Here is an 11940-nt window from a genome sequence, read left to right as displayed (position 1 = left end):
TCCTACTCGATGGCCTTGAGGTTGAACGGATACTCGATGGGGTGGTCGGCGCCGTCCGGAGGCTTGGGGAACGTCATGGACGACAACACGGCCACCACGCAGTCATGAAGGTTCGGGTCCTTCAGCGTGCTGCCCTTGCGCACCTTCGCGCCCTTCACCAGACCATTGGCGTCGATGGTGAAGGACGTGAGCAGCTTGCCCTCCGCCTTCTTGTTCTTCTCCGCCATGTGGTCCTCGTAGCACTCCTGGATCCGCCCCTGGTTGTACGTGACGACCTGGCGGATGGAGTCCGGAGTGAACGGCAGGCGGGCCACGTCCGGCGCGTCGCTCTTCGCGGGCACCTTCGTGGTGGGGGCCGGCTTCCCGCCCTCGGGCTTCTTCGCTGGAACGCTCTCCGCGAACGCGGCGGTCGAGACCAGAATCAGAACGGGAAGCAGTGCCCTCTTCATGGTGCCTACTCCTTCAGGACGTTGGCGGAGATGACGATGCGCTGAATCTCGCTCGTCCCCTCGTAGATCTCGGTGATGCGCGCGTCACGCACGTGGCGCTCGGCGTCCATCTCCTTGCTGTAGCCCATGCCGCCGTGCACCTGGAGGGCCTTGTTCGCCACGCGGCTGGCCATCTCGCTGGCGTACAGCTTCGCCATCGCGCTCTCCGCGCTGTGGCGCACGCCCTTGTCCTTGAGCAGCGCCGCGCGCCACACCAGCAGGCGGGCCGCGTCGATCTCCATCGCCATGTCGGCGATCATGAACTGGATGGCCTGGTGCTCGCGGATGGGCTTGCCGAAGGACTTGCGCTCACCCGAGTAGCGAACGGCCTCCTCGTACGCCGCGCGGGCGATGCCCAGCGCCTGCGAGGCAATGCCAATGCGGCCACCGTCGAGCGTGGACATGGCGACCTTGAAGCCCTCGCCCTCCTTGCCCAGGATGTTCTTGGCCGGCACGCGCATGTCCTCGAAGAACATGGAGCAGGACCAGGCGGCGCTGATGCCCATCTTCTTGTCGGGCTCGGCGCGGGTGAAGCCGGGGGTGTTGGTGGGCACCAGGAAGGCGGTGATGCCCTTGTTGCCCGCCTCCTTGTTCGTCATCGTGAACAGGACGATGGCGTCGGCCTTGGGGCCGTTGGTGATCCAGTTCTTGGAGCCGTTGATGACGAACTCGTCACCCCGGCGCACCGCGACGGTCTGCTGGGCGGCGGCGTCGCTGCCGGCCTCGGGCTCCGTCAAACCGAAGCAGCCGAGCTTGTCGCCCCGGGCGAACGGCGCGAGGAACTCTTCCTTCTGGGCCTCGGTGCCAAACTTCGACACCGGGTCGCAATAGAGCGAGTTGTTCACGCTCATGATGACGCCGGTGGAGGCACAGCCTCGGCTGATCTCCTCCATGGCGAGCGCGTAGCAGACGTTGTCCAGACCGGCGCCGCCGTACTTCTCGGAGACGGCCACGCCGAGCAGCGACAGCTCGGCGAGCTTCTTCACCGCATCCGTAGGCCAGGTGTGGTGTTCATCCCACTTCCGGGCGTTGGGGGTCAGTTCCTTGGCGGCGAACTCGCGGCACATCCGCTGGATCTCGCGCTGGACATCGGTCAGCTCGAAGTTCATGAGGGCTCCATATTACGGGGGGTGCTCCCAGGGAATAGCGAAGACGCTCCGCCAGGCCCCAAGCGAGGGTTGCCGTGCCGATTAGCCGACGACCGCCCGCCGGGCCCCCTGGAATCCAGGGGTGAGCCCAGGAACATGTTCAGTGGCACCGTGACGTCCAGGGAGAGGTCCATCCGCGTCCCCTCCCCCGTCCAGGCCCGGCGAAGCACCACGGACACCGTCCAGGGCTTCGTATTCGGACCGCGTTCAATCAAGTCGTAGGTGAGGCCCAGGCCCGCCAGCCCGCCCGAGCCATCCTGGCCCCACAGCCCCGCCCCTTCCGCGAGCACGCCCAGGCGAGCGCTGTCCGGAAACGCATACACCCGTGCCCCCGCGAGCAGCCGGTAGGCCGCGGGCGCAAGTCGCACCTGGGGCTCCACGAAGGGCGACAGGATGAGGGTGGGCCCGGGGATGTCCCACGCCGGGAAGGCCCACGGGTGGATGGGCCAGGACAAGACCCAGTGCTCTCGCGAGCCCTGTCCCCACTGGTAGCGGACATCGGGGATGAACGGCTCCAGGAAGCAGCCCGTGTAGATGCACAGCGAGCGCTTCCAGGAGACCAGTGCCGGAGCCCGTCCAGATTCGTCGTCCGGAGCTTGCGGAGCCTGGGGCTCGGCTTCGGGCGCGGGTTCAGAGACAGGCTCGGAGACAGGCGCGGAGCGGGCCGGCGTCGCGGCCAGGAGAACCGTGAGGAGACTCCCGACCGCGAGCGCGTGATTCACGTCACTTGCCGGTGAAGACGGCGGGACGCTTCTCGAGGAACGCCTTCATGCCCTCGCGCTGGTCCTCCGAGCCGAACAGCTCCGCGAAGCCCTGACGCTCCAGCGTGTTGGCCTCGCCCAGATCCTTGTCCGCGCCCTGCTCGATGACGCGCTTGGCCGTGGAGATGGCCAGCGGACTGTTCTTGAGCATCTTCGCGGCGACGGAGCGGCAGTGCGCGAGCAGCTCGGCGGCCGGCAGCACCTCCAGCACCAGGCCGATCTCCTTCGCCTTCGCCGCGTCGATGCGTCCACCCGTGAAGATGAGCTCCTTCGCGCGGGCACGTCCCACGATGCGGGTGAGGCGCTGGGTGCCGCCGAAGCCGGGGATGACGCCCAGGCCCACTTCGGGGAGGCCGAGCTGGGCCTTCTCGGAGGCGTAGATGAAGTCACACGCCAGGGCCAGCTCGCAGCCACCGCCGAGCGCGAAGCCATTCACCGCCGCGATGGTGGGGATGGCCAGCGACTCCAGCAGTGCGAAGGCGCGGTGTCCCAGCTCGGCGAACTTCTGGGCCTCGGGGTGCTCGGCGATGGAAGACATCTCCGCGATGTCGGCGCCCGCGACGAAGGCCTTCTCGCCCCCGCCGGTGACGATGAGCACACGCGTGTCGGCGCCGAGCGACTTCACCGCCGCCTCGAACTCCTGCAGCGTCTTGTTGTTGAGCGCGTTGAGCGCCTTGGGACGGTCGATGGTGAGGGTGGCGACCGCGCCGTCGTGCTCCAGCCGGATGTTCTCGTAGGTCATGTTCGAGGCTCCTCGGGAGGGTGGTGCCTAGTACTTGTAGAAGCCGCGACCGCTCTTCTTGCCGTACCAGCCGGCGTCGACGTACTGGCGCAGCAGCGGGCACGGGCGGTACTTCGAGTCACCCAGGCCCTTGTGCAGCACCTCGGCGATGTAGAGCACCGTGTCCAGGCCGATGAAGTCAGCGAGCTGGAGCGGGCCCATGGGCTGGTTGGTGCCCAGCTTCATCGCGGTGTCGATGTCCTCCGCGGAACCCAGGCCCTCCATCAGCGCGTAGCAGGCCTCGTTCAGCATCGGGATGAGGATGCGGTTGACGATGAAGCCCGGGAAGTCCTTCGAGACCACCGTCGTCTTGCCCATGCGCTCGGAGAGCGCGCGCGTGGTGGCATAGGTCTCATCCGACGTGGCGGCGCCACGGATGAGCTCCACCAACTGCATCACCGGCACGGGGTTCATGAAGTGCATGCCGATGACGAACTCGGGGCGCTTCGTGGACGCGGCGATGCGGGTGATGGGGATGGACGAGGTGTTGGTGGCGAGGATGCCGCCCGGCCGGACGACGGCGTCCAGGTCCTGGAAGATGCGGCGCTTGAGGTCCTCGTTCTCCGTCACGGCTTCAATGGCGAAGTCGACGTCCTTCGCCTCGGTGACGTTGGTGAGGGTGGCGAGATTGGCCTCGGCGGCCTGCTGCTTCGCGGCGTCGAGCTTGCCCTTCTCCACCAGCTTCTTCAGGCCCGCGCGGATGCGGTCAGCGCCCTTGGCGAGACCTTCCTTGGACACGTCCGCCAGCGTGACGCGCAGACCCGCCTGCAATGCCACCTGCGCGATTCCCGCGCCCATCTGCCCGGCGCCGACGACGACGATGTGCTCCGTTGCCATGGTGCTCTCGAACCCCTCGGTCGGAATGTGAATGACGTGGTGCGCCCATAGCCCACGCCCCCAGGGCGGTCAACGAGTCGCGGCTGGCAACTGGAGCCGGCGAACGATGTAGCGCTCCTCCCCCACCGTGAGCGGCTCCTCGACGCGCACCCGCTCCTCTCGGCCCGCGAGCTTCACGAAGAACAGCGTCCGGAAGGAACCCTCGGGCAGGTCCACCTTGAAGCTCAACTCCGGAGGCGCGCCGGTGTCTCCGAAGTAGCGCTCCTCGCGCTTGAGGACCGCGCCCTCCGGGTCCATCACCTGGAGGTCCAGCGCACGCGCCTGACTCCAGCCGTCGCCATCGGGTTGGATGACCAGCTCCCGCTCGGGGATGCCGGTGATCTGCCAGATGTAGATGCCCAGGCCGACGGCCAGGAGCAGGGGCAGCCGCTTCGCCAGCGGGGACGAGCGCCAGCCCTTGCGCACGGGGGCTGGCGGGGTTGTTTCGGAAGGAGGCGTGTCCGCCACCACTACTCCTTCTTGGAACGCTTGGAGCCGGGGCGGCGGGCGTTGAGCTCGGAGATGACGACGCGCGCGGTGGGGGCGGCGGTCTTCTCCTTCTTGGGTCGAGGCTCGGGGCTCTCGGGCTCGTCGGAGCCCATCTTCTCGGCCTTGTCCGGCGGGACGAGTCGGACCTGGGCCTTGATCTCCAGCGTCATGCCGGAGACGAGCTTGAGGAACTCGTCGCGCAGCTTCTCGGACTGGAGGAAGCGGCGGAGCTCTTCGGTGACAGCGCCGGTGACTTCGTCCTTGGTCTTCTCCGCCTGGGAGAGGATGAAGCCGAGGGCTTCCTTGGGGAGCTTGAGCTGTCCCGCCAGGTTGCGGATGCCCTCCTCGGTCATGAAGAGGGCGCCCAGGCCGGCGACGGCCATGCGACGGACGAACTCCGGAACGAAGCCCGCGGGACCGGAGCGGCCCTCACGGCCGGAACGGTCCTCGTCGATCAACGGGTCGTCGGGGTAGTCGTCATTGCCGGCTGGGGGCATGCAGCGTCTCCTGGGTGGATGTCAGCGGGCCTGCACCACCGGCAGCGGCATGCTCTTGGCGCCCTGCGCGGACACTCGACCCGCGATGTTGCGAGCGACCTCCTGGAAGGCCTTGGCCTCCAGGCTGTCCTTGGCGCCGATGACCACCGGTACGCCCGAGTCTCCCGACACACGCACCTTCAAGTCCAGCGGAACCTCTCCGAGGAAGGGAATGCCGAACATCTCCGCGGCCTTGCGGCCCCCGCCGTGGTTGAAGATGGGGGTGACGTGCGAGCAGTTCGGGCAGACGAACTGGGACATGTTCTCCACGATTCCCAGCACGGGGATGTGGACCTTGTCGAACATCTGCTTGGCGCGGACGACGTCGGCCAGGGCCACGTCCTGCGGCGTCGTGACGAGCACGGCCCCGGCGGCGCGGATGGACTGGGACAGCGACAGGGCCACGTCACCGGTGCCCGGGGGCAGGTCGAGCACGAGGTAGTCGAGCTCACCCCAGTTCACGTCGCGCACGAGCTGCATCAGGGCGCCGTGGAGCATGGGGCCGCGCCAGATGAGGGCCTGGTCGGCCTCCACGAGGAAGCCGATGGACATGACCTTCATGCCGTGGGCGATGAGCGGATCCAGCGACTTGCCATCGGGGCTGACGGGCTTCTTGTCGCCCAGGCCCGTCATGAGGGGGATGGAGGGGCCGTAGAAGTCGGCGTCGAGCAGGCCGACCTTGGCGCCGTGCTGCGCGAGGGCGGCGGCCAGGTTGACGGCGACGGTGCTCTTGCCCACCCCGCCCTTTCCGGCGCCGACGAGGATGATGTTCTTCACCTTGGGGAGCAGGCCGCCGGGGGGCGGAGCGCCGCCGCCGGAGGCTCGGACCTGGGCGCCCCACTCGATGTCGAAGGACTTCAGGCCCGGGACGGCCTTGAGCGCGGCTTCCGAGTCGGCCTGGATCTTCGCCTTCATGGGGCAGGCAGGCGTGGTGAGTTCAATCTTGAGTTTGACGGTGTCGCCGCTGACGCGGATGTCCTTCACCATCCCCGCCTTCACCAGATCCACGTGCAGCTCGGGATCGATCACCTTGGACATCGCCGCGAGGATGCTGGCCTCGGAAACGCTCATCGGGACACCTGAAACCTTTGGAAAACGGGCGCTTGGGGCGCCCCTCAGCGGGCGCGGAACATGCCAGCCCCGGGGGGACTGTCAACGTCGTTTAACGCGGGGTGGACCTGGACGCACCCTGACGACGGCCTGGAGGGCTGGAGGGTGTTGGCGGGCTGAAGGTGTCCATCAGGGACGCTGACGCTGTGTCGAGAGGCCCGAGGCCCTATTCGAGCGCTGAGACCCGGTATTCGCCGTCTTCGAGGACGAGGAGGACGGCCCGCTCGTCGCCGAGGGGGAAGACGGCCTCACCGGCGCCGACCCGGACGTGCGTGTTGAGCGCGAGCCGGGCGCGGCGCAGGCGCTCCTTGGCGAGGGGCTCGTGCTCGAAGTCCTCTCGGAGTCGCTCGGGGGTGTAGCGGGCACGCAAGGGCGCGGCAAGCAGGCTCCAGGCCGTCTTCCAGTCCTTGGCGTCCGAGGCGTCCAGGAAGCGGCGGAGGGCGGCTCGGGGAACGTCGGCCGGGCGGGCTTCGACGACGCGCCAGTCCTCACCGGTGCGAGCCAGGGTGAGGGAGGGAGCACGGGCTTCGAGGACGGCGGCGCCGGCACGGACGGCTGCGGCGCGCTCGCGGCGGGTCGTCTCATCGGAGTAGCGCTCCAGGAAGGCGACCTGCCCTTCCGGGCCATCGGTGGTGAGGGCGTAGGCGTCCTGGAGGCGGCCTTCGTCCAGCGCGCGGGCGTAGGACTCCGCGACGGAGACGGGCTCCCGCGACGTGGTGGCACAGGCCGGGGCCAGGAGGAGGCTACCGATGAGGACGGTCCGCTTCATGGGGCGCGGAAGGTAGCACGGGGACGTGCCAGGAAGACGCGCCCTCAGGAGAAGTCGAGCCGGTAAGACACCATCAAAGGCATCTACAGAAAATCACGACGGCGTAGAAAAGATGGCAGCTACTGAACCGCAACGATCTCTGCTTCCACAATCTCACCGTCACGCGAATAGGGAATTTCGGATGAAGAGATCCCGAAGATTCCATAGATCGACTCAAGAGCCCGAAACGCGTCCTTGGCAGCATTTCCTGTCGCTTGAAATTGCTCGAGCATGTTGTCCACGGAAGCCGGAGCACCATCCGACCAGTGGTCGGCATTGTGCCGGCCAGGATTGAGCAGGACGCCTCCTTGCCTGCTCTGTAGCCCCTCGGTCACTATTCGAAACGTCCAAACTCCATGCGAAACCCGGGGAATTAGCGCGGCATATACGAATCGAAAAAATTCCAGGGTAAACTCAACCAGCACCAATGGATTCAATCGCATTGGCGACGACGCATCTGTGCGTGCTCGGTTAAGATACCATCCGAGAAAATCGGCTTCTGCGTATGCTCCAACCGTAAAAAGCCCATCGCGGTCGAGTGAGATACACCTACGTGGATCTTCGAGATACGCCAGACCTCCATTTCGCGTCTCAAGACTCCCCAACTGCCTGAGGTTGAATCCCATAGTTCGTAACGATTTTGGCCTTGCAAGTGCTCCACGGAGGCCGTCTTCTCCGTGAACATTGAGCAATGGGCCGGTTCTTTCCGAAGCGGGAGGAAGCGCCTGTAGAAAGTAAGTTGCGACGTTGCTCCACTTCATTTCACGAGTGAGCGTCCGTATATGTTCTTCCGCACGCTGAACAAGGCTCGCATGTTGCCGGGATTCTCGCTCGACCTGCGCCGCCTCTTCAACCTGGCGGGTTCCCTGCATTCGATGGTGTAGAGTTTCAGCCCGCATCCAGCTTGTGCGGTCCCCTACGCGCATTGGAACACCAAGCGCAATGACAGGCAAATCCTCTGCTCCCGACATACTCCTCAACACGAAGGGCTTACTGCTTCCTCTTTGCGATGGAATTTCAATAAGGAGCAGCCCATCCGAGACGGCGCGTGACTCTGGATACCATCTCATCCGAAGTCCCTGGACATCCGGGTACAGCTTCTCAAGCAGGATGCCGTTGTATCTGTCTGAGTTGACCAGTTTCTTTGGAATGGCCGTCACAGATGTTGCTTTTTCCTGGAGCTCATTCGGGTCTTTTGTGGCCTTGACGCCGATGAGGATGCATCCACCTGTGGCATTGGCGAATGCGGCAATATCTTTTACATATTCCCAACGACCTTTATCGGAATCAAGAAGGTAGGGCTCTTTCTTGAAGTCAAGCCACTCGCTCTCTGGTGTTCCGAGCAGTCGTTCAAAATCATTTGCATCAAGCGCAGCCACCAACTCTTCTCGTGAATGTACAGGCATGCGTAGAGCCTCCCAAACTTCGATCCACTTGGCAGGTGCGCCTCTCCCAGCGCGATGCTGAACATGGGCTTCTGGGGTGCCCTCGATCGGTCAGCGCTCGTTCTCTCCCACCTCGCCACGGGTCTCACGCGACAAATCGCGCAGCCACGCGCCCCACCGCGTCTCATCGGCCAGCGAAGCCAACACCTCCTGCTCCTGCCCGGCCAGATTCCAGGACACGGAACACAGCGAGTACGTCTGGGGTTGTGCCGCGCCCGTCAACAACCGCAGCACCGACATCCGCCGCTCCGCCGCCCCATACGTCTTCAGCTCGAAGTCCCCAGGCGCGACCTTCGCCAGCGACAGCGCATACCGGCACGCCTCCTCGAACCCGCCAATCCTGTCCACCAGGCCCACGTCCTTCGCGCGCAGCCCCGAGTACACCCGGCCCTCCGCGAGCGCGTGGATTTCCTCCTTCGTCCGCCCCCGCGCCTTCGCCACGTGTCCCAAGAAGGACTGGTACATCTCCTCGATGTCCGCCTCCAGCGCCGCCCGCTCCCCATCCGTGAATCCCCGGGAGAACGACAGCAGTCCCGCGTTCGCGCCCCGAGTAATCAGCGTCTTGTGGATGCCCAGCATGTTCATCAGCCCGGACGTGTCGAACTTGCCCGCGAACACACCGATGGACCCCACCACCGCATGCGGGGCACTCCACAGCTCCTTCGCCCCCAGCGCCACCATGTAGCCCGCACTGGCGCACACCCGATCCATGTACGCGAGCACCGGCTTCTTCCGCGCCACCCGCTGCACCGCCTCCAATATCTGCTCCGAAGCAATCGCCGCCCCACCCGGGCTGTTCACATACAGCAGCACCGCCTTCGTGCGCTTGTCCCGCCCCGCCGCCCGCAACCCCTTCACCACCGCATCCACCGTGGCCAGCCGCCCGCCCGCGTTCCCCTTCCCCGGCACGATCATCCCCGACACCGGCACCAACGCGAGCCGAGGCTTCCTCTTCATCCGCCGCCACTTCACCGGCGGAAACGGCACCGTCTCCAGGTACGTGTCCAGAGCCTCCAGCTCCGTGTCCTCCACGTCCGCCGGCGCCTTCCCCTCCTCCACCTTCACCAACCCCAGGTGCAGCGGCAGGTCCGCCTCATCCACCAGCGCGTCCACCAGCCCCGCCGCCTCCGCCCTCGGCCCGCTGTACGGACCCTGGTCGATGAGCGCCCTCACCTCCTCGGGCGTCTTGCGCCGAGCCGCCGACACCGCGTCCACCAGCGTCGCGTAGCGCTCGTCCAGGAACGACTCCACCGTGCGCCGCTGGATGTCCGACACCGCCGGGTGCGTGAACAGCTCCGGCGCCGTCTTGTAGTCGCCCCGCCGGATGAACTGCGGCCGGATGCCAATCCGAGACAACCCCTCGCCCAGCGCCGTGGACTCCGCCGAGTACCCCACCAGCTCCAGCCGCCCCATCGGGGCCAGGAGCACCTCGTCAGCCGCGCACAGCACCGGGTACGTGTCCGTGTCCACCATCACCGCCCAGGACACCACCCGCTTGCCCGCCGCCCGGAACTCCGCCAGCAACGCCACCACCGCGTCCCGCTTCGCCCCCGGCAACCCCAGCTCCTCCACCTCCAACAGGATTCCCTTCACCCTGGGGTCCTTGGCGAGCAGCCTCAGGGACTCGCCGAACCGCTCCAGCGAGGTGACGTCCGCGGGCTCCGGACGCGAGCCTCCTCCCAGCGAAAACCGGGGCTTGCGCTGCTCCCGGTACGGAGGATCCCCCGCCAGCCGGAAGCGCACATAGGCGGGCCGATGACTGGCCGCGAACAGGCGGAAGGGCGCACCCAACAGGGTTCGCAGGAGCAGCAACAGGTTGGCGAGGGCGATGAAGGGCAGGCGCAGCATGGCGTCCGGGGTCGATGTGGGCCCCCTGGCGCGTACTGGACACGCTCTCCCGGTGCAAGCCCTGTTCAGCACTCCCGTTGGGTCGTGATAGCCTCCCCCCTCATGCGAAATCCCTCCCTTGCCCGACTCCTCCTGGTCCTCGCGCTCGCGACCGGCGGCGGAGCGGCACTGGCTCAGCCGCGCAAACCGGTCCAGGAATTCAACGCCCCTCGTGAACTCACCGCCGAGGAGCGCGAGGCCGCCAAGCAGCGCGCCATGGGCAACAACCTCAACAACTATGGCAAGGACATCCAGGTGAAGGCCCAGCCCTTCCCGTGGAAGGCCGTGGGCCTCGCCGGCCTCGTGTTCCTCGTCGCCATCCCCTTCGGGTTCCGCGCCTTCCGGTCCACCTCGAAGGAGATGGGCAACGAGAACACCTTCGGCAACAACTCCAACCGCGACAACGACGAGCCGGCCTGAGCCACCCCCACCCCGGCCCTCAAGCCGGGGCCACCTCCACCGCGCCGCCCGCCTCCACCCGGACTCGAACCGGGAGGAAGCGCTCGACGACGCGGGCATGGGTGGTCAGGTGGTCCGTCACCCGAGCCGCGGTGAAGCGCGTGGTGCCCGGCGTCACTGGCCCCAGGCGCCCCGCGGCCAGCAGCGCCGCCGGCAGCAGAATCTGATCCGCCAGCGACTCGTCCAGCGCGCCCCCCGTCTCCATGAAGCGCGCCAGGGCCTCGCCGGCCTCGCGCCCCACGTCCTCGGCGGGCCGCCCCTTCTCCCCCAGCGCGGTGAAGCCGGCGATGGTGTGCTCGAACTGCGCCAGCACGAACGTCACCGTGCCCAGCGAGCGACTCACCGGCAACGGGCGGTTCTCCGCCTCGGCCAGGATGCCCCGCTCCCGCAGCACGGCCACGGCGGCGCGTGACTGCTTCTCGGCGATGGCGAACGGCAGGCCTCCCACGAAGGACGAGACATGCACCTCGCGCAGCATCCCCCGCGCGGGCAGCTCCACCAGCCGGGGCGGCTCCTGCGGCGGAAAGACGTGGGCCACCATCTCCCCCGCGCCCTCCGGATAGAACCCCGCCTGCGTCATGGTGAGGTGCACGGGGAGCCCGTACGCGTGGGCCACCGGCTGCCATACCGTGGCGACGTAGTGGAAGCTGGGGCTGTGCGGCAGGTGTGTGCCGCCCCTCAGCGTGAGCTTCCCGCCCCCGGCCAGCGCCAGCGGATAGACGAGGCACTGGAAGATGAGCGGCGTGCTGCCCGCGGTGCCGACCTCCAGCAGATAGTCCCCCGCGCGCACGGGGCTCGGCGTGAAGGACAGTTCGGAGGCGCCCACCGTGGCGCCCTCGCTGGTGCCCCCCAGGGCCTCGGCGCCGCGCACACAGGCCAGGTGCTGGGGCCGCAACCCCGGAGGCTCCCGCCGCGAGCGCAGGCGGGTGATGTGGAACGGCCGTCCGGTGATGAGTGACAGCGACAACGCCGAGCGGAGGATCTGCCCTCCTCCCTCACCCTCACTCCCGTCGAGCCGCACCGGCCCGCTCTCGGGCCCCTCGGTGCCAGTCATGACCGTCCCATCCCTCCGTGCGGGCGAAAAGGTAACAGGAACGGGAGGGAAATCCCGCTCCGTCATCCGCCCTTCGAGCGCGAGCGGACAGTGCTGGA

At 67.0% G+C, this 11940-nt stretch carries 13 protein-coding genes; 1 reads left to right on the top strand and 12 read right to left on the bottom strand.

What is annotated here, in order from left to right; genetic code table 11:
• Positions 1-2: 2 nt before the first annotated feature.
• The 11 genes from G4D83_RS24885 to sppA all read right to left on the bottom strand — a co-directional run bounded on the left by G4D83_RS24885 (position 3) and on the right by sppA (position 10290).
• Positions 3-449: an AgmX/PglI C-terminal domain-containing protein gene (locus G4D83_RS24885; protein WP_163867301.1), complete on the bottom strand. Its 447-nt coding sequence runs from the start codon at positions 447-449 to the stop codon at positions 3-5.
• Between the two features lie 5 nt (positions 450-454).
• Positions 455-1597 (bottom strand): acyl-CoA dehydrogenase, encoded by a 1143-nt coding sequence (locus tag G4D83_RS24880; RefSeq protein WP_163867300.1) that lies wholly within the window; start codon positions 1595-1597, stop codon positions 455-457.
• Complete coding sequence (locus tag G4D83_RS24875; protein WP_240356554.1) at positions 1594-2358, bottom strand: hypothetical protein; 765 nt, start codon at positions 2356-2358, stop codon at positions 1594-1596. Before G4D83_RS24875 ends, G4D83_RS24880 begins: the two co-directional genes overlap by 4 nt.
• Position 2359: 1 nt before the next feature.
• The gene (locus G4D83_RS24870; RefSeq protein ID WP_163867299.1) at positions 2360-3139 is read right to left on the bottom strand and encodes an enoyl-CoA hydratase/isomerase family protein; all 780 of its coding nucleotides are present in this window, start codon (positions 3137-3139) and stop codon (positions 2360-2362) included.
• 27 nt (positions 3140-3166) lie between these two features.
• Positions 3167-4015 (bottom strand): 3-hydroxyacyl-CoA dehydrogenase family protein, encoded by an 849-nt coding sequence (locus G4D83_RS24865; protein WP_046713803.1) that lies wholly within the window; start codon positions 4013-4015, stop codon positions 3167-3169.
• 69 nt (positions 4016-4084) lie between these two features.
• A complete protein-coding gene (locus G4D83_RS24860; RefSeq protein WP_176438003.1) occupies positions 4085-4522 on the bottom strand; it encodes a hypothetical protein in 438 nt (145 codons plus the stop codon).
• A 2-nt stretch (positions 4523-4524) separates the two neighbouring features.
• A complete protein-coding gene (locus G4D83_RS24855; RefSeq protein ID WP_163867298.1) occupies positions 4525-5040 on the bottom strand; it encodes a hypothetical protein in 516 nt (171 codons plus the stop codon).
• 21 nt (positions 5041-5061) lie between these two features.
• Complete coding sequence (locus G4D83_RS24850; RefSeq protein ID WP_163867297.1) at positions 5062-6150, bottom strand: Mrp/NBP35 family ATP-binding protein; 1089 nt, start codon at positions 6148-6150, stop codon at positions 5062-5064.
• 205 nt (positions 6151-6355) lie between these two features.
• Positions 6356-6958 carry a hypothetical protein gene (locus G4D83_RS24845; RefSeq protein WP_163867296.1) on the bottom strand — a complete coding sequence of 201 codons (603 nt, stop codon included), beginning with the start codon at positions 6956-6958 and terminating at the stop codon, positions 6356-6358.
• Positions 6959-7077: 119 nt separating this feature from the next.
• Positions 7078-8403 (bottom strand): AlbA family DNA-binding domain-containing protein, encoded by a 1326-nt coding sequence (locus G4D83_RS24840; RefSeq protein ID WP_163867295.1) that lies wholly within the window; start codon positions 8401-8403, stop codon positions 7078-7080.
• Between the two features lie 90 nt (positions 8404-8493).
• On the bottom strand, positions 8494-10290 hold the full coding sequence (gene sppA / locus G4D83_RS24835) for a signal peptide peptidase SppA (protein ID WP_163867294.1): 1797 nt from the start codon (positions 10288-10290) through the stop codon (positions 8494-8496).
• Between the two features lie 102 nt (positions 10291-10392).
• On the opposite strand from sppA, the gene G4D83_RS24830 reads away from it, so the two are divergent.
• Positions 10393-10749 carry a hypothetical protein gene (locus tag G4D83_RS24830; RefSeq protein WP_163867293.1) on the top strand — a complete coding sequence of 119 codons (357 nt, stop codon included), beginning with the start codon at positions 10393-10395 and terminating at the stop codon, positions 10747-10749.
• A 19-nt stretch (positions 10750-10768) separates the two neighbouring features.
• Here the strand turns inward: G4D83_RS24830 and rtcA are convergent, their stop codons facing one another.
• Positions 10769-11842 (bottom strand): RNA 3'-terminal phosphate cyclase, encoded by a 1074-nt coding sequence (gene rtcA, locus G4D83_RS24825; protein WP_163867292.1) that lies wholly within the window; start codon positions 11840-11842, stop codon positions 10769-10771.
• Positions 11843-11940 lie beyond the last annotated feature (98 nt).

Source organism: Myxococcus eversor, from assembly GCF_010894455.1.
GTDB classification, from domain to species: Bacteria; Myxococcota; Myxococcia; order Myxococcales; family Myxococcaceae; genus Myxococcus; species Myxococcus eversor.
Note: the sequence above shows the minus strand (reverse complement) of the source record. Positions and strands in the feature narration are given on the sequence as shown.